The organism is Xanthomonas sp. BRIP62415, from assembly GCF_003993515.1.
GTDB lineage: Bacteria > Pseudomonadota > Gammaproteobacteria > Xanthomonadales > Xanthomonadaceae > Xanthomonas > Xanthomonas euroxanthea.
Window position 1 is genome coordinate 53,215 of record NZ_QEZH01000030.1, and the last position, 17,897, is coordinate 71,111.

The 17,897-nt window shown below is 64.9% G+C and carries 16 protein-coding genes and 1 pseudogene; 10 read left to right on the forward strand and 7 right to left on the reverse strand.

Annotated features, from left to right (window positions below; translation table 11 throughout):
- Nucleotides 1-17: 17 nt before the first annotated feature.
- Both EO141_RS16075 and EO141_RS16080 read left to right on the forward strand, forming a co-directional pair.
- A complete protein-coding gene (locus EO141_RS16075; RefSeq protein ID WP_164739248.1) occupies nucleotides 18-3,155 on the forward strand; it encodes a discoidin domain-containing protein in 3,138 nt (1,045 codons plus the stop codon).
- Between the two features lie 62 nt (nucleotides 3,156-3,217).
- A complete protein-coding gene (locus EO141_RS16080; RefSeq protein WP_164739252.1) occupies nucleotides 3,218-4,138 on the forward strand; it encodes an endonuclease/exonuclease/phosphatase family protein in 921 nt (306 codons plus the stop codon).
- Nucleotides 4,139-4,253: 115 nt separating this feature from the next.
- Here EO141_RS16080 and EO141_RS16085 read toward each other — a convergent pair whose 3' ends face one another.
- The 6 genes and pseudogenes from EO141_RS16085 to ykgO all read right to left on the reverse strand — a co-directional run bounded on the left by EO141_RS16085 (nucleotide 4,254) and on the right by ykgO (nucleotide 8,712).
- Nucleotides 4,254-5,474, reverse strand: a complete 1,221-nt coding sequence (locus EO141_RS16085) for a TraB/GumN family protein (RefSeq protein WP_206514813.1) — start codon at nucleotides 5,472-5,474, stop codon at nucleotides 4,254-4,256.
- Between the two features lie 4 nt (nucleotides 5,475-5,478).
- A pseudogene (locus EO141_RS16090) lies at nucleotides 5,479-5,739 on the reverse strand (phosphinothricin acetyltransferase); the annotation flags it as partial.
- Nucleotides 5,740-5,755: 16 nt separating this feature from the next.
- Nucleotides 5,756-6,640: a carbon-nitrogen hydrolase gene (locus tag EO141_RS16095; protein WP_127169678.1), complete on the reverse strand. Its 885-nt coding sequence runs from the start codon at nucleotides 6,638-6,640 to the stop codon at nucleotides 5,756-5,758.
- 80 nt (nucleotides 6,641-6,720) lie between these two features.
- Entirely contained in the window at nucleotides 6,721-7,755 is a 1,035-nt protein-coding gene (locus EO141_RS16100) for an agmatine deiminase family protein (RefSeq protein WP_127169679.1), read from the reverse strand.
- Nucleotides 7,756-8,016: 261 nt separating this feature from the next.
- A complete protein-coding gene (locus EO141_RS16105) occupies nucleotides 8,017-8,346 on the reverse strand; it encodes a hypothetical protein (protein ID WP_104582527.1) in 330 nt (109 codons plus the stop codon).
- A gap of 240 nt (nucleotides 8,347-8,586) precedes the next feature.
- Nucleotides 8,587-8,712, reverse strand: a complete 126-nt coding sequence (ykgO, locus tag EO141_RS16110; RefSeq protein ID WP_005913193.1) for a type B 50S ribosomal protein L36 — start codon at nucleotides 8,710-8,712, stop codon at nucleotides 8,587-8,589.
- Between the two features lie 172 nt (nucleotides 8,713-8,884).
- On the opposite strand from ykgO, the gene cmk reads away from it, so the two are divergent.
- The 8 genes from cmk to galU all read left to right on the forward strand — a co-directional run bounded on the left by cmk (nucleotide 8,885) and on the right by galU (nucleotide 17,184).
- The gene (gene cmk / locus EO141_RS16115; protein ID WP_127169680.1) at nucleotides 8,885-9,568 is read left to right on the forward strand and encodes a (d)CMP kinase; all 684 of its coding nucleotides are present in this window, start codon (nucleotides 8,885-8,887) and stop codon (nucleotides 9,566-9,568) included.
- Between the two features lie 183 nt (nucleotides 9,569-9,751).
- Nucleotides 9,752-11,437 carry a 30S ribosomal protein S1 gene (rpsA, locus tag EO141_RS16120; RefSeq protein WP_016903550.1) on the forward strand — a complete coding sequence of 562 codons (1,686 nt, stop codon included), beginning with the start codon at nucleotides 9,752-9,754 and terminating at the stop codon, nucleotides 11,435-11,437.
- 87 nt (nucleotides 11,438-11,524) lie between these two features.
- Nucleotides 11,525-11,836 (forward strand): integration host factor subunit beta, encoded by a 312-nt coding sequence (locus EO141_RS16125; protein ID WP_016903549.1) that lies wholly within the window; start codon nucleotides 11,525-11,527, stop codon nucleotides 11,834-11,836.
- A 66-nt stretch (nucleotides 11,837-11,902) separates the two neighbouring features.
- On the forward strand, nucleotides 11,903-12,208 hold the full coding sequence (locus EO141_RS16130) for a LapA family protein (RefSeq protein ID WP_104533506.1): 306 nt from the start codon (nucleotides 11,903-11,905) through the stop codon (nucleotides 12,206-12,208).
- A gap of 6 nt (nucleotides 12,209-12,214) precedes the next feature.
- Nucleotides 12,215-13,393, forward strand: coding sequence for a lipopolysaccharide assembly protein LapB (gene lapB, locus EO141_RS16135; protein ID WP_104582530.1), 1,179 nt, complete (start codon nucleotides 12,215-12,217; stop codon nucleotides 13,391-13,393).
- Nucleotides 13,393-14,370 carry a glycosyltransferase family 4 protein gene (locus tag EO141_RS16140; RefSeq protein WP_127169681.1) on the forward strand — a complete coding sequence of 326 codons (978 nt, stop codon included), beginning with the start codon at nucleotides 13,393-13,395 and terminating at the stop codon, nucleotides 14,368-14,370. The genes lapB and EO141_RS16140 overlap by 1 nt, the downstream gene beginning before the upstream one ends.
- A gap of 13 nt (nucleotides 14,371-14,383) precedes the next feature.
- Nucleotides 14,384-16,291, forward strand: coding sequence for a nucleoside-diphosphate sugar epimerase/dehydratase (locus EO141_RS16145; protein ID WP_164739249.1), 1,908 nt, complete (start codon nucleotides 14,384-14,386; stop codon nucleotides 16,289-16,291).
- Nucleotides 16,291-17,184, forward strand: coding sequence for a UTP--glucose-1-phosphate uridylyltransferase GalU (galU, locus tag EO141_RS16150; RefSeq protein WP_127169682.1), 894 nt, complete (start codon nucleotides 16,291-16,293; stop codon nucleotides 17,182-17,184). Before EO141_RS16145 ends, galU begins: the two co-directional genes overlap by 1 nt.
- A 364-nt stretch (nucleotides 17,185-17,548) precedes the next feature.
- Here the strand turns inward: galU and EO141_RS16155 are convergent, their stop codons facing one another.
- A complete protein-coding gene (locus EO141_RS16155) occupies nucleotides 17,549-17,869 on the reverse strand; it encodes a DUF1244 domain-containing protein (RefSeq protein ID WP_104582532.1) in 321 nt (106 codons plus the stop codon).
- Nucleotides 17,870-17,897 lie beyond the last annotated feature (28 nt).

The following is a 17,897-nucleotide window of genomic DNA, read 5'->3' on the forward strand; positions in this document are numbered from 1 at the left end:
TCCTGCGACTGTTTGCCATGACCGCTGTTGCGACGTTTGCGGGCACGGCGCAGGCGCAGGAGCGCGTGCTCGACGGCTTCAACGACATCGGCGCCTGGCGCCTGGTGGTGTCCAACCAGGTCAGTGGTTCGCTGCGGCCGGTAGCCACCAGTTCCGGCGGCCACGCCCTGTGCCTGGACTACAACTTCAATGGCGTGTCCGGCTATGTCGGTATCCGCCGCAACCTGCCGATCACCTATCCGGACAATTACCGCATCGGCTTTTCGCTGCGCGGCGATTCGCCATCCAACGACCTGCAGGTCAAGCTGATCGATGCCAGCGGCGACAACGTGTGGTGGGTCAACCGGCCCGGCTTCAACTTCCCGAAGGCCTGGACCACCGTCGGCTATCGCAAGCGCAACATCGAAAAGGCCTGGGGCCCGGGCCAGGACAAGCAACTGCGCAGCAGCGCAGATGTCGAGTTCACCATCTACAACAAGGTCGGCGGCAAGGGCACGGTGTGCTTCGACCGTCTGACGCTCACGCCGCTGCCGCCGGAAGACACCTCGCCGTTGAAGGCCGAGGCCATCACCGACACCGCGCCCGCGCTGGAACAACGCCTGGCCGACGGCAAGCCGGACACCTTCTGGCTCAGTGGCGCGGTCAAGCAGCAGACCGTCACGCTGGATCTGGGCAAGGTGCGCGAATTCGGTGGCGCGGTGGTGCAGTGGGTTCCTGGCCTGCAGGCCTCGCAATACGTGGTGCGCGCGTCCAGCGACGGGCGCCGCTGGCGCGATCTGCGCACCGTCACCGCCGGTGCCGGCGGCACCGACTGGCTGGCCTTGCCCGATACCGAGGCACGTTACCTGCGCTTCGATCTCAAGGACGGCCCCAACTGGCGCTACGGCATCAAGGAAGTCCAGCTGCAGCCGCTGGCCTTCGCCGCCACACCGAACGAATTCATCAAATCGCTGGCCGCGCAGGCGCCGCGCGGCAGCTATCCGCGCGGTTTCTCCGGCGAGCAGCCGTACTGGACCATCGTGGGCCTGGATGGCGGTACCGAGCAGGGCCTGATCGGCGAGGACGGCGCGGTGGAAGTGGGCAAGGGCGGCTTCAGTATCGAGCCGTTCGTGGTCACCGGCGGCAAGCTGCTGCATTGGTCCGACGTCAGCAGCGAGCAGAGCCTGCAGGACGACTACCTGCCGATTCCCAGCGTCGACTGGCATCACGACCTGATGAATCTGCGCGTCACCGCATTCGTGCAGGGCACGCCCGATCAGGCGCAACTGGTCGCGCGCTATCAGCTGCACAACACCGGCAAGGACGCGCGTGAGTTCACCCTGGCCTTGGCGGTGCGTCCGTTCCAGGTCAATCCGCCGACCCAGTTCCTCAACACCCTGGGCGGTGTCAGCCGGATCGACCAGCTGGCGGTGCAGGGCGCACAGGTCAGCGTCAACGGCAAGCCGCGCGTATTCGCCGCGCAACCTCCCGATGCCGGCTTTGCCAGTGCCTTCGACAGTGGCATGGACGTCAGCCATCTCACCGCCGCCACGCCGCCGGCGATCACCCAGGTCAAGGACGAGACCGGCCTGGCCTCGGGCGTGCTGCTGTATCGCTGGAAGCTGGAGCCTGGTCAACGGCGCGAGGTGGCGCTGGTGATTCCGCAGACCGGCACCGCGCAGCTGCCGGCCGGCTTCGATGCCGACAAGGCACAACAGCAGGTGGCCCAGCAGTGGCGCAGCAAGCTCGATCGCGTGCGCATCAGCGTGCCGGCCGAAGGCAAGCCGGTGATCGACACCTTGCGCACCGCGCTGGCGCATATGCTGATCTCGCGCATCGGCCCGCGTCTGCAGCCGGGGACGCGTTCCTACTCACGCAGCTGGATCCGCGACGGCGCAATGATTTCCGAAGGCCTGCTGCGACTCGGTCGCGAGGACGTGGTGCGCGAATACGTCGACTGGTTCGCGCCATACCAGTTCGCCGATGGCATGGTGCCGTGCTGCGTGGATGACCGCGGCAGCGACCCGGTGCCGGAGAACGACAGCCACGGCGAGCTGATCTTCAACATCGCCGAGTATTACCGCTACACCGGCGACAAGGCATTCCTGGAAAGGATGTGGCCGCACGTGACCGGTGCGTACGACTACATGGAAACGCTGCGTGCCAGCGAGCGCACCGAAGACAACTTCATGCGCAACCCGGCCTTCTACGGAATGATGCCGGTGTCGATCAGCCACGAAGGCTATTCGGCCAAGCCGGTGCATTCGTACTGGGACAATTTCTGGGCGCTGCGCGGCTACAAGGACGTGGTGATGCTGGCCGGCGCGCTCGACAAGCCCGACGAGGTCGCCCGCTTCAGCACTGCACGCGACGAATTCAGTGGCGACCTGATCGCCTCGCTGGGTGCGACGGTGCGCCAGCACTCCCTGGATTTCCTGCCCGGCTCGGCCGAGCTGGGCGACTTCGATGCGACCTCGACCACCATCGCACTGGCACCGGGGGGCGAGCAGCAACGCCTGCCGCAGGACCTGTTGAGCAATACCTTCGAGCGCTACTGGAAGGAGTTTTCCGACCGCCGCGACGGCAAGCGCGAATGGAAGGACTACACACCCTACGAATGGCGCAACGTGGCCGCGTTCGTGCGCCTGGGCTGGCGCGAACGCGCCTGGGATGCCACCGCGTTCTTCTTCAAGGACCGCGCGCCGCAACCCTGGAACCAGTGGGCCGAGGTGGTCTCGCGTACGCCGCGTACGCCGTTCTTCGTCGGCGACCTGCCGCATGCCTGGGTCGCCTCGGATTTCGTGCGCTCGGTGCTGGACATGTTCGCCTACGGGCGCGAATCCGACGCCAGCCTGGTCATCGCTGCCGGCACGCCGACGCGCTGGTTCGAGGGCAAGGGGATCGGCATCGCCGAATTGCGCACCCCGTATGGGCGCCTCAATTACACCTTGCAGCGCACCGACAAACAGCTGGTGCTGCAACTGCAGCCGGGGCTGATCCTGCCGCCGGGCGGGGTGGTGTTGCCATGGCCGTACCAGGGCACGCCGGGCAAGGCCAGCATCAATGGCGAATCGGCCGAGTGGCAGAACGGCGAATTGCGGATCCAACAGCTGCCGGCCAACGTGCAGATCGATGTGCCCAGCGCGGTGCGGCGGGCCGAGCGCGCCACGCAATGACTGACGCACCCCGACCGGCCTGGGCAGCGCCGGCGTGGCGACGTGCGGGATGGCCGGTCGTGTTGGCGGCGCTGCTGCCGTGCCCAGTTGCCGTACAAGCCACGCAGGCGACCCAGGCCGTGCAGGCCGTGCAGGCCGCGCAACCTGTGCAGGTCGACAGGCCCGATCGCGCAGAACCCGCATCCCGGGCAGTGCCATCGACCAGCGCAGTGCAGCGCGAGATGACCCTGGTCACGCTCAACCTGCATCACGACCGCGAAGACTGGCCGGCGCGTCGTGCCCATATCGCCAAGGAACTCAGGCAACTGGCGCCAGACGTGATCGCGCTGCAGGAAGTGATCGAACGCCGCGGCAGCGTGGAGAACCAGGCCGCCTGGCTGGCGCGCAAGCTGGGGTACGCCTACAGTTTTGTCTCTGTCGACCCGGTCGATGCGCCCAAGCGCTACGGCAACGCATTGCTGAGCCGGCGCAAGGTGCTGGCCCGGCATCAGCGCCTGCTGCAGCCGCTGGACGATTACCGCGTTGCCGCGCATCTGCAGGTCGACATCGACGGCCAGCCGATCAACGTCTACGTCACCCATCTCAACGAGCGTGCCGATGCACGCGGCACGGCCACGCGCACGCGCCAGGTCGCGGACCTGCTGGATTTCATTTCCTCCACCAGCAATCAGGCACCGGTCGTGATTGCCGGCGACTTCAACACCGCCGCCGATGCCCTGGATCTGGAGGCGCTACGCAAGGGCTATGGCGACAGCTACGGCAGTGTGCATCGTAATAGCGACGCCACCGTGAGCACCTTGAACCTGCATGTCTTCGACAAGCCGGCGCGTATCGACCATGTGTTCTTCCAGCAGAAGCGCCTGCTCGCCCGCGAAGCACGCATCCTGTTCGACACGCCGTATGCCGCGGGGCGCTGGGCCTCGGACCACTACGGCGTCTGGGTACGCCTGCAGCTGGCGCCCGATCAGCCAGCTACTCCGTAACTCGACCACACGTAGGAGCGCACCTGGGCGCGACGGCATTACCGATAACGCCCGTCGCGCCCAGATGCGCTCCTACAAGGCGTCGATAGACCACACGCCGTGACGGCTTTTTTAATCACCCGTGCAGGCGATTGAAGATCTGCACACCCGCCAGCCATACACCGGCCATGCTGCCGACGTTGGTCAGCAGGAACGTCAGCACCACGCGCGAGACGCGGTTGCGGTACCAGCCACGCAAGGTCTGCGCATCGTCGCGTAGCGACAGGAAATCGCCATAGGCCGGTTTGCGCATGTGCACCTCGACCAGCGCGGCAAACGCGCCGGTCGGCACGCTCAGGCGGAACGGCTTGAACGGCGCCACGACCGCCGCGGTAAGGATGCTCAGCGGGTGGCTGCCGGCCAGCAGGCAGCCCAGCGCGGCCAGGCCGCCGGTATACATCGCCCATTGCAACAACAGGTCCGCGCCCATGCTCAGGCCGCCGCGCCAGAACCCGATGCCGATGCCGGTGATGATGATCGCCAGAATGCCCAGCGTGATCCACGGAATGCGCTTGCGCTGCTGCACATACTCCAGCGACTCGCGCAATGGGCCGGGCGCGTCGGTATCCTGTTCCAGGTGGCGCGCAAGACCGGCCAGGTGTCCTGCGCCGACCACCGCCAGTATCTCGCGCTGGTCCGTCCTGGCTTCCTCGCGCAGGCGCGTGGCCATGTACTGGTCGCGCTCGGCAATCACGGTTTCGTACAGTTCCGGGCTTTCGCTGGCGAAATCGCCGAAGCTTGCCTCCAGCATGTCGCCTTGCTTGAGCTTCTCGATTTCCTCTTCGCCCACCTCGTCGGCCGCGAACAGCCCACCGAGCAGGCCACCGGCCAGTTTCATCTTGCCGAAGAATCCCAGCCGCCCGGACGCGCGCTTGAAGGTCAGGCCGACTTCGCGATCGATCAGGTGCACCGGCAGACCTTGCGCGCGTGCCAGGTTCACCGCTTCCTTCAACTCCGCGCCCGGCTCGATGCCGAGCTGCTTGGCCAGACGGCGCTGGTAGGCGGCCAGGGCGAGATTCGCCGCAAACAAGGCCACCCGGCCCTTGCGAATCACCTGCACCAGGTCCAGCCGGGCGAGGGCATCCGGGTCGCTGAGCGCCTGCAGGCGCTGTGCGTCCAGTTCCACCGCCACCGCGTCGTAGCGGCCGCTGCCGATCGCCCGCTGCACCGCAGCCACGCTGGCGAGTGACACATGCGCGGTGCCGAGCAAGGTATAGCGCACGCCATCGCGTTCGACGATGCGATGCGGCTGGCCGGACAGCGCATCGTCCAGAACGTGGGTGGTCTGCTCAGTCATGGGGTCATTCATCAGAAGGAGGGGCGGTGTCGCCGGAGCCGGGCGTGCCTTGCAACTGCACGCCGTCCAGCCGGCGACCATGCGTGCGGCCGTTACCGGTGAACATTCCGACCGTGCGAAAACCAAAACGTTCATGCAGCCGTCGCGATGCCAGGGTGTCGGCATCGCCGATCACCGCAATCATCGGTCGACCGCTGCGTTGTTTGCCGCGTGCGATCAGCTCGCCAAGCACGGCTTTGCCGCGGACAGCGCCAGCCTTGCGCAACTCGACTGGCATGCGGTCAGTCGATGTAGCGCTTGAGCAGATCGCCATACGCATCGATGCGGCGATCGCGCAGGAACGGCCAGATGCGACGCACGTGTTCGCTGCGCTGCAGGTCGACGTCGCACACCAGCACGGTCGGGTCCTGGCCGGCTTCGGCGATGAATTCGCCCTGCGGCCCCAGCACATGGCTGTTGCCCCAGAACTGGATGCCCGACGCGCCCAGCGGCGAGGGCTCATGGCCGACGCGGTTGCACGACAGCACCGGCACCCCGTTGGCGACCGCATGGCCGCGATGGCTGAGCACCCAGGCATCGCGCTGGCGCTCCTGCTCGGGTTGCCGGTCGTCCGGATCCCAGCCGATCGCGGTGGGGTAGAGCAGCAGTTCCGCACCGGCCAGCGCCATCAGGCGCGCGGCCTCGGGGTACCACTGGTCCCAGCACACCAGCACGCCCAGCCGGCCGACCGAGGTATCGATCGGCGCAAAGCCCAGATCGCCCGGGGTGAAGTAGAACTTCTCATAGAAGCCCGGATCGTCCGGGATATGCATCTTGCGGTACTTGCCGAGCAGGCGGCCGTCCTTTTCGAACACCACCGCGGTGTTGTGATACAGCCCGGCCGCGCGGCGCTCGAACAACGAAGCCACCAGCACCACGCCATGCTGCCTGGCCAGCGCGCCCAGACGCTCGGTGCTGGGGCCGGGGATCGGCTCGGCCAGGTCGAATTCGTCCACCGACTCGTGCTGGCAGAAATACGCACCGTTGTGCAGTTCCTGCAACAGCACCAGCTTGGCGCCCTGCGCGGCGGCTTCGGCCACGCGCGATTCGATGATGGCCAGATTGGCCTCGGCGTCGCCGTGGTTGCGCTCCTGGATCAGCGCGACGGGAAGGAGATGACGGGTCATGGCGATTGGTCCAGCGAAGTGGCGCACTAAGGTAGCGCGCGATGGCGTAACACCGGCCTGCCGGCCGGAACAGGAATGGATCAGCCCGCCAGCAAACCGGCGGGCAGCTGCATGGTCAGGCAGTGCAGGCTGCCGTTCTGCCAGATCAGCGGGCGGCACGGCACCGGCACGATGGTGTGCTGCGGAAACGCTTCGGCCAGCACCGCCTGCGCGCTCGCATCGGCCTTGTCGCCGTAGGCCGGCATCAGCACCGCCCCGTTGACGATCAGGAAATTGGCGTACGAGGCGGCCAGGCGCCGGCCCTGATCCAGGATCGGCTCGGCCCATGGCAACACGAACAGGCGATACGGCTGCCCATCGGCGGTGCGCAACGCCGCCAGTTCGGCGCCCATCGCCTGCAGTTCGGTGTAGTGCGAATCGGTGGCCACATCGCAGCCCTGGTAGACGATCGCATCCGGGCCGGCAAAGCGTGCCAGCGTGTCGATATGCGCGTCGGTGTCGTCGCCTTCCAGGTAGCCATGATCCAGCCACAGCACGCGGTCCTGCGCCAGCCACGCGGCAAGGTCGGCACTCAGCGAATCGCGCGTGCGCTGCGGATGCCGCTCGTGCAGGCACGTCCAGGTGGTCAGCAATGTGCCGGCACCATCGGTCTCGATCGCGCCGCCTTCCAGCGCAAAGTCGACCGTCTGCACCTGCGAGGGCACGAACACCTGCGCCGCATCCAGCGAAGTGACCAGCTGATCGTCCAGGCTGGCCTCGAACTTGCCGCCCCAGCCGGTGAAACGGAAATCCATCAGGCGGAAGCCGCCATCCTGGCGCAGCGTGATCGGGCCGGAATCGCGCAGCCAGGTGTCGTTGTAGGCCGCAATCACGAAACGCACCCGCGCCATGTCCACCCGCGCCGAGCGCAGCCGCGCTTCCGCGTAGATCTGCAGATCGTCATCGGCCACGCACACGATCACCGGCTCGAAGCGGGAAATCGCCGTGACCAGCGCGATATAGGTCTCTTCCACCTCGGCAAGGCGCTCGGCCCAATCGGTGCCCGCATGCGGCCAGGCAATCAACACGGCGGATTGAGGTTCCCACTCGGCGGGAAAGCGGACGCTATCGGTCATACCTGAAAATTACCCATCAATGCCCAGGCAAGCCCAGGCTGTTAATTCAAATCCCCGCACATGGATGTGCGGGCGCTTGCGAGGGACTCGCCTCAAATCGGCGCGTGCGGGTAACTCGCATCGACGCTCGCAATCTGCCTGCATCCGGGGTGTGCTGCACGACATCGCCGTTGCATGAAGCGCGCAGTGATCGTATCCCGCGCATCATTGGATCAGACCAGCGTTGCAGCCACCATCCGATGGCGCTCGAACGCCACCCGATCACCTGATCGGTGGCTTGGGACCGATCTCGTTGGCATCGGCCTGATTGGCCACCACGTCGATCACCCGGCTCTTTTCGAAGTACACGGTGAAGGCCGGATACACCCAGCGGTGGATCGTCGGCCACTGGCGCTTCTGGCCGCCGCGCGGTTCCAGCTTTTCCTGCGGCGCACCGTAACGGCCTTCGACCTGGCTCATGCTGTCGCCACGCAGGGGCAGGGCCGCGGCAGGCTTTTGCTGTACCCGGTCCACCAGCAGCGTATCGGCCGACGCGACGGCGCTGATCCCCATCAGTGCGATCAGCGGCAGGACAAACAAACGGTTGCGCATGTCATCTACTCCCCAGTGGACAAGATTCGGATGGGATTACAGCAAAAACTCAGGACGGGCGTGCCTGCAGGGCGGTGTTACCCAACGCCGCGCCGGATGTCGGTCAGTTTGAATGCCGCGCCAAGCCCGCCATGCCCCGACACACTCCAGCCTGCATGTAGCCATCGCCGGCGTGAAGCATCGGCCAAGAAAAAACCGCCCGGAGGCGGCTTTCTCGGGTCTTGCACGCGTGGCGAAAGCTTAGCGCTGACGCGCCTTGAAACGCGGGTTCGACTTGCAGATCACGAAGACCTTGCCGCGGCGGCGGACCACCTTGCAGTCGCGGTGACGGGTCTTCGCAGACTTCAGGGAGGACAGGACTTTCATGGCACACCTCGGCGTAAACGGTTGGATTCGATGGAAGAGTGCCCGCAATCGAGGGTGCACCCGGAATTAAGCCGGCAATTCTAACCGGCTTTTCGTCGTGCTTTCAAGTGGTTGCATCGCAATCGCTGCGAGCGGCGCTACACTACCGGCTGATGACCTTCCGGAAACCTGAATGACCGACCTTTCGCCCGTCCTTACCATCGATGGTCCCTCCGGCGCCGGCAAGGGCACCGTGAGCCGGATCGTGGCCGCCCGGCTGGGCTGGCATTACCTCGATTCGGGCGCACTGTATCGCGCCGTGGGCGTGGCGGCGAGCTGGGCCGATCTGGACGTCTCCGACCCGGCCGCTCTGGTGCGCTGCACCTTCGATACCAAGGTGGAGTTCGACGACGCGGGCGAGGCGGGGCTGCGGGTACTGGTCAACGGCGTCGATGCCACTGGCGAGCTGCGCCTGGAAACCACCGGGGCGCTGGCTTCGGCAATTGCCGCCATTCCCGAGGTGCGCAGCGCGCTGAAAGAGCGCCAGCGCGCATTCAGGCGCGCGCCCGGCCTGGTCGCAGACGGGCGCGACATGGGCACGGTGATCTTCCCCGATGCCGCCTTCAAGGTGTTTCTGACCGCCAGTGCCGAAGAACGTGCGGGCCGTCGCCATAAACAGTTGATGGAAAAGGGTGTTTCGGTTATCTTTGACGACCTGCTGCGCGAGATCATGGCTCGAGATGCCCGTGATGCGCAGCGGGTGGTGGCGCCATTGCGGCCGGCCGAAGACGCCGTGCTGATCGATACCAGCGGAATAGGGATCGAGGATGTCGTCCAGCGTGTGGTCGGGGTGTTAGCCGCCCGCACGTCGTCGTAAGCGTTCCGCAAGCGGGCATGTCCCGCCGACCGTAAGGCGTTCCAAGGCTCCGTCGCACATCCCGTGTGGCGGTTCTATGACTACTTAACCGACTCGCTGTCCGGAGTCGACCAACAGGCTGGGCGCTTGGCATCTGTCGCATTCGACGATCAACGCCCGTGTGTTCAACTGAGTAAAATTCAAATGACAGAATCTTTTGCTGAACTGTTCGAAGCCAGTCAAGCCAATCTGGCGAAGCTGAAGCCGGGCTCGATCGTCACCGGTACCGTCGTGGAAGTGCGCGGCGACGTGGTGGTGATCAACGCTGGCCTGAAGTCCGAAGGCATCGTGCCGATCGAGCAGTTCCGTAATGACGCTGGCGAGATCGATGTCGGCGTAGGCGACCAGGTCAAGGTTGCCCTCGATTCCATCGAGAACGGCTTCGGTGAGACCGTGCTGTCGCGCGAGAAGGCCAAGCGCGCAATGGTGTGGGACGAGCTGGAAGAGGCGTTGGAAAAGAACGAAACCATCACCGGCCGCATCAGCGGCAAGGTCAAGGGTGGTTTCACCGTGGACATCAAGGATGTCCGCGCGTTCCTGCCTGGTTCGCTGGTGGATGTGCGCCCGGTGCGCGACCCGGCCTACCTGGAAGGCAAGGAACTCGAGTTCAAGCTGATCAAGCTGGACCGCAAGCGCAACAACGTGGTGGTTTCGCGTCGTGCCGTGGTCGAGAGCGAGCACTCGGAAGAGCGCGAGCAGCTGATGGACAAGCTGCAGGAAGGCGCGATCCTGAAGGGTGTCGTCAAGAACCTGACCGATTACGGCGCGTTCGTGGACCTGGGCGGTATCGACGGCCTGCTGCACATCACCGACATGGCCTGGAAGCGCGTGCGCCATCCGTCCGAAGTCGTCAACGTCGGCGACGAGCTGGACGTGCGCGTGCTGAAGTTCGATCGCGAGCGTAACCGCGTCAGCCTCGGCCTGAAGCAGCTGGGCGAAGATCCGTGGGACAACATCGCCCGTCGTTACCCGGCCAACAGCCGCGTGTTCGGCAAGGTCTCCAACGTCACCGATTACGGCGCATTCGTCGAGATCGAGCCGGGCGTCGAAGGCCTGGTGCACGTCTCCGAGATGGATTGGACCAACAAGAACGTCAACCCGTCCAAGGTCGTGCAGGTCGGTGACGAAGTCGAAGTGATGGTGCTGGATGTCGACGAGGAGCGTCGCCGCATCTCGCTGGGCATGAAGCAGGTTGCCGCCAATCCGTGGGAAACCTTTGCTGCCACCCACAAGAAGAACGACAAGGTGTCCGGCCAGATCAAGTCGATCACCGACTTCGGCATCTTCATCGGTCTGGACGGCGGCATCGACGGCCTGGTCCACCTGTCCGACATCAGCTGGAACACCACCGGCGAAGACGTCGTGCGCAACTACAAGAAGGGCGACACGCTGGAAGCCGTCGTGCTGGCAGTCGATCCGGAACGTGAGCGCATCAGCCTGGGCGTCAAGCAGCTGGAGCAGGATCCGTTCGGCCAGTACATGGCGTCCAACCCGAAGGGTTCGAAGGTCGAAGGCGTGGTGCGTGAAGTGGATGCCAAGGGCGCCACGATCGACCTGGCCGATGGCATCGAAGGCTACGTCGCTGCACGCGACATCGCCAACGAGCGCGTGGACGATGCGACCCAGCACCTGAAGGTCGGCGACAAGATCGAAGCCAAGTTCGTGGGCATGGACCGCAAGGGCCGCACCCTGCAGCTGTCGATCAAGGCCAAGGACGATGCCGAAATGCGCGAAACGCTGGAGGAATACCAGTCCTCCGCTGCGTCGGGCGGCATGACTCAGCTGGGTGCGCTGCTGCGTGCACAGTTGAACAGCAACAAGTCCGAGTAAGCGCGTAGCGCTCGCAAGAGCGTGATGGATCGGCCCGGGCTTGCCCGGGCCGATTCCGATGTGTCAGTCGAAAAAGCAAGTCTTCCCATGACCAAGTCCGAATTGATTGAAATCCTGGCGCGACGTCAAGCGCATCTGAAGGCGGACGACGTGGATCTGGCAGTCAAATCGCTGCTGGAAATGATGGGGCAGGCGCTCTCCGATGGTGATCGGATCGAAATCCGCGGGTTCGGCAGCTTCTCGTTGCACTACCGCCCGCCACGTCTGGGCCGTAATCCGAAGACCGGTGAATCGGTCGCGTTGCCGGGCAAGCATGTTCCGCACTTCAAGCCTGGCAAGGAATTGCGTGAGCGTGTCAGCTCCGTGGTCCCGGTCGATCTGCTTGATGCGGCCGACTGACGCTCGTTCTGCCGCTGCGTTTATGTCGGCTCGGTTAAGCTAAGCCTCTTTCGACGGAGTCCGGCCATGAAGGTGTTTCGTTTGCTGGTGATGTTGGCCTTCCTGCTGGTCGGTCTGATCATCGGCGCGGTCAATTCCCAGGACGTCACTCTCGACTTCCTTTTCTCCAGTGTGCATACGACCTCCGGGATCGCGATCATCGTCGCGCTGCTGGTCGGTGTGTTGATCGGTGCCGGCATGGTGCTGGTCAGTGTGGTGATTCCCCTCTATTCCAAACTGCGCCAGGCCAACAAGGCCGTTGCAGTCAGTCGCACCGATGCCAGGCCGATTGCGCCTGCCGCAGTCGAGCCGCGCCCCTTTGATGGACTGTAAGCGCGTATGGACTTTCTGACCGAGTGGATCTGGTTCTTCCTGTTCGTGCCGTTGGCAGCGCTGGGGGGCTGGGTCGTTGGCCGCCGCGGTGGCCAGCGCCATGGCGATACCCAGGTCAGTCGCTTGTCCAGCACCTATTTTCGCGGGCTGAACTATCTGCTCAACGAGCAGCCGGACAAGGCGATCGAGCTGTTTCTGCATATCGCCGAACTGGACAAGGAAACCTTCGAGACCCAGGTCGCGTTGGGACATCTGTTCCGCCGTCGCGGCGAGGTCGATCGCGCGATCCGGCTGCACCAGGGCCTGGTGCAACGCGCCGACCTGACCGACCAACAGCGCGTGCAGGCCTTGCTTGCGCTGGGCGAGGACTACATGAAGTCCGGTCTGCTGGATCGTGCCGAGACCGTATTCACCGAGCTGGCGCAACTGGATCAGCGTGCGCCGCAGGCGTTGCGTCATCTGATCGGCATCTATCAGGCCGAGCGTGATTGGGAAAAGGCGATCGACAACGCCACCCGTTACGAAGAAGTCACCGGTGAGCCGATGGGCAAGCTGATTTCGCAATTCGAGTGCGAGCTTGCCGATCGCTACCGCGGCTTGAGCAAGCCCGACGAAGCGCTGCAGGCGGTCGCGCGCGCCTACCAGGCCGATGGCACCTCGGTGCGTGCGGGCATTCTGGAAGGACGCATCGAAGCCGAGCGCGGACACGACGAAGCGGCCGTCCGTGCGTTCGAACGTGCGGCGCGGCACGATCCGGAATACCTGCCTGAAATCATCCCTGCGTTGATGGCGGCCTATCGCCGGGTGGGTGATATTGCAGGTGCGCGTAATTTCCTGTCGGAGATGACCGAGCACTATCGCGGCATCGCGCCGGTGCTGGCGTTGACGCAGCTGATGGAAGCGCAGGATGGCGTGGCGCCGGCGCTGGCCTACCTGGGGCGTCAGCTCAAGGATCGGCCATCGGTCCGCGGCGAATCGGCATTGATCGACCTGACCCTGGCCGAAGGCAGCGACCCGGTCGGCACCTTGCAGGATCTCAAGCACATCACCGACCAGTTGCTGGTGCGCAACCCGAGCTACCGCTGTACCCGCTGCGGTTTCGGTGCCAAGACGCACCACTGGCAATGCCCGAGCTGTAAGGAATGGGGCACGGTCAAGCCGCTGTTGAACTACGCGGTGGTCTGATGCCGCAGGCCTGGCTGTGGTGGTGTCTGTTGCACCTGACGGTCGCGGCACTGGGGACCTGGGTGTTGCGGCGCTATGCGTTGCATCGGCGCCTGCTCGATCATCCGGGCGAACGCCGCAGCCATGTGGTCGCCACGCCACGGGGCGGTGGCATGGCAATCGTGGCGGCGATGCTGGTGGGGTGCGTGGCGGCAGGCGTGTTGTGGCCGGCGGCAGGCCTGGTCATCAACTGGTTCGCCGCTGGTCTGGTGCTGGTGGCCGGGGTCGGTTGGTGGGACGACCATCGTCCGCTCTCGGCCAGGTTGCGTTTTGCGATCCATCTGCTGGCGTCGGTCCTGCTGGGCTGGCTGGTCAGCCATCACACCGGCAAGCTCTGGGATGGCGTGCTCACCGCGATGGCGTCGGTGGTGTTGATCAACGTCTGGAATTTCATGGACGGCATCAACGGCCTGGCCAGCAGCCAGGCGGCGCTGGCTGCCCTGGCGTTTGCCGCGGTCGTGCCGGGCGCCTGGGCGTGGGCCGGTCTTGCCGTCGCCGCATCCTGCCTGGGATTCTTGCCGTTCAATTTTCCACGAGCGCGCATCTTTCTGGGCGACGGCGGCAGTGGTGCCTTGGGCTATGTGCTGGCGGCGTTGCTAGCGCTGACAGTGGCGAGCGGGCAGGTGAGCTGGTGGATCAGCTGGCTGCCGCTGACCGCATTTCTTGTAGACGCCGGCTTCACGCTGCTGTCTCGCATGCTCGACGGACAACGTTGGTGGGAGCCGCACGCCCAACATCTCTATCAGCGGCTGGCGCGCAGGCTTGAGGCACACGTTCCGGTAACCGGGATTTATTTCGCTTTCAGCGTCGCTGCCGTCTGCTTGTATGTGTTACTTCGTCATGACGCAAATTGGCTGCAAGTGTCCGGAGCCCTGGCATGGGGCCTGGGTGCCACCGCAATCTGGTTTTTTCTGCGCGATGGAGTGCGCAATTCGTGAGTAATGGACTCTTATGATTTCCTGGCGTGATCGTTTGACCAAGGCCCTGCCGCAAGCAGCGGTGGTGCTGCACGACCTGTTGATGGTGTGGGTGTGCTGGCAGCTGCTGCACGCCGGCCGCTACTCGATGCTGCGCGACGCCCCCGATCTGCCGCTATGGGATTGGCGCACCGGTGTCGTCCTGGTCGCGCAAGGCCTGGTGTTCTGGAAGATGGGCCTGTATCGCGGGCTGTGGCGGTTCGCGTCGGTGCCGGACCTGTGGAACATCTTCAAGTCGAGCTTCCTCGGCCTGGTCGCGATCGTGCTGGCGCTGTCCTATGACCGCCTGGACGGGGTGCCGCTGTCGGTGCTGGTCGTCTACCCGTTCGCCCTGTCGGCACTGCTGGGCACGCCACGGTTGCTGTATCGCGCCTGGAAGGATTACCAGATTGCACACTCCGGCGACGCCGCGCAGCGCGTATTGATCCTGGGCGCAGGTCGCGCTGCCGAGGGTCTTGTCCGCGATCTGCGCCGCACTGGTGCATTTGTGCCGGTCGGGTATCTGGACGATGCCAACAACCTGCATGGCGCCAAGATCCAGGGTCTCAACGTGCTGGGCAGCCTGGATCAGGCGGCAGCCATCGCCAAGGAGACGGCTGCCAAGCTGCTGGTCATTGCGATTCCGTCGCTGGATGCCTCCGGCATGCAGCGCGTGGTGGCCATCTGCGAAAGCACCGGGCTGCCGTTCCGCATGGTGCCGAAGCTGATCAACGTGCTGGAAGGGCGCTCGTTGCCTGGCGAATTGAGGGAAGTCGCGATCGAGGACCTGCTCAATCGCAAGCCGGTCACCCCGGATTGGCGCCTGATACGCGACTGGTTGACCAACAAGACGGTGATGGTGACCGGCGCGGGCGGCTCCATCGGTTCGGAAGTCTGCCGCCAGTGCGCCCGTCATGGCGCGCGCCGCATCGTGCTGCTGGAGATCGACGAGCTGGCATTGCTGACCGTCGATTCGGACCTGCGCCGCTTGTTCCCCGATATCGAAGTGGTGCGCGTGCTGGGCGACTGCGGCGACCCGGCGGTGGTTGCGCATGCCTTGAACACCGCACCGCCGGATGCGGTGTTCCATGCCGCCGCCTACAAGCAGGTGCCGTTGCTGGAAGAGCAACTGCGCGAGGCGGTACGCAACAACGTGCTGGCCACCGAAAACGTGGCGCGCGCCTGCCAGCGTGCACGCATCGAGACCTTCGTTTTTATCTCCACCGACAAGGCGGTCGAGCCGGTCAACGTGCTGGGTGCGAGCAAGCGCTACGCCGAGATGATCTGCCAGAGTCTTGACGCGCGCGATGCGCCGACGCGCTTCATCACCGTGCGCTTCGGCAACGTGCTGGATTCGGCCGGCAGCGTGGTGCCGTTGTTCCGCGAGCAGATCCGCCAGGGTGGCCCGGTCACGGTGACGCACCCGGATGTGACACGTTACTTCATGACCATTCCGGAAGCCTGCCAGCTCGTGGTGCAGGCAGCCGCCTCCGCCTCGCACGGGGCGATCTATACATTGGACATGGGCGAGCCGGTGCCGATTCGCCTGCTCGCCGAGCAGATGATCCGCCTCGCCGGCAAGCAGCCCGGCAGGGATGTGGCGATCCTCTATACCGGCTTGCGTCCGGGCGAGAAGCTGCACGAAACCCTGTTCTATTCCGACGAAGACTATCGCCCCACCGCGCATCCCAAGATTCTGGAGGCCGGCGTGCGTGAGTTCTCGCACGAGCAGGTGTTGCAACTGGTGACGCGCCTGCGTGAGGCGGTTAACCGCTATGACATCAAGGCGATGGAGACCTTGCTGGGCAGTCTGATGCCGGATTTTGCGGCGGCTCGACGGAAAGTCGACGCGCGATCTGATACGGTCGTTCCATTCCCCGCACGTGAGGTCAGAAGACTTTAATGAGCAAGCGTATTCGCAAGGCCGTATTCCCCGTCGCAGGTCTTGGGACCCGCTTTCTTCCGGCAACCAAAACGGTTCCGAAGGAAATGCTGCCAATCATCGACAAACCGCTGATCCAGTACGCCGTCGACGAAGCCATCCAGGCTGGTTGCGACACGCTGATCTTCGTGACCAATCGCTACAAGCACTCCATCGCCGACTACTTCGACAAGGCCTACGAGCTGGAGCAGAAGCTCGAGCGCGCCGGCAAGCTCGAGCAGCTGGAGCTGGTGCGGCATGCCTTGCCGGAAGGCGTGCGCGCCATTTTCGTGACGCAGGCCGAAGCGCTTGGCCTGGGCCATGCCGTGCTGTGTGCCAAGGCCGTCGTCGGCGATGAGCCGTTCGCGGTGTTGCTGCCGGACGACCTGATCTGGAACCGCGGCGCCGGTGCACTGACCCAGATGGCCGATGTGGCCGAGGCCTCCGGTGGCAGCGTCATTGCCGTCGAGGATGTGCCGCACGACAAGACCGCCAGCTACGGCATCGTGGCCACCGATGCGTTCGATGGCCGCAAGGGCCGCATCAACGCCATCGTCGAAAAGCCCAAGCCGGACGTGGCACCGAGCAATCTGGCCGTGGTCGGCCGCTATGTGCTCAACCCGAAGATCTTTGAATTGCTCGAAGAGACCGGCGCCGGCGCTGGCGGCGAAATCCAGCTGACCGATGCGATTGCCGGGCTGCTGCAGCAGGAAACCGTCGATGCCTACCGCTTCGAAGGCCGCCGTTTCGATTGCGGTGCGCATATCGGCCTGATCGAAGCCACCGTGCATTTCGCGCTCGAGCACGAGAAGCATGGCGGGCCGGCCAAGGAAATCCTGCGCACCGCATTGGCCGAGGCCGACGCGCGCGGCTGATTGCCTGGCCATCGCCTGCATCCACGAACGACGCCATCTGGCGTCGTTCGTCGTTTGGGCCCTTGCTGGCCAGAACGCCGTGCCGTTGGTGATCGACACGGCGGGCCAACGTGCTGGTGCGCGCCGGCGGCCGTGAGCATGCAGTGCAGTTGGTCGCCGCCGGAGTGGAGTGCCAGGGTCGCGAACCTTCGCGTCGGCGCTGGCGTCCCGGCAGGCGGCGCTGGTCGAGCTGGGCGTGGACGAGGCCGCCGCCATTGCCCGCGAGATCCGGCGTCGCGATGCAGTTGTCGTAGCCGGTCGAGAACGCCTCGGGGAATTGAGCGACCGGCGCCGAGGTGCCGGCCTGGGGGACAGGCCGATTGACTCAGCCGTGCCGGCGTTGAGCGGCCGCGAAGGCGTCCAGCTGCTCGGGCGTGGCGTCTTTCTGATGCCGCTGCTTCCAGTCGGCAAACGGCATGCCGTACACCGCTTCGCGCGCCTGCTCCTTGCTCATCGGCTGGCCCTGCGCTTCGGCGGCTTCGCGGTACCAGTCACCCAGGCAGTTGCGGCAGAAGCCGGCCAGGATCATCAGGTCGATGTTCTGCACATCCGGGCGCTGCTGGTTGAGATGCTGCAACAGACGGCGAAATGCGGCCGCTTCGATGGACGTGGTGGTGGAATCGGGTGTCGAGGTGGTGTCGGTCATGGCGGAATCGGGGACAATAGACGGCCTT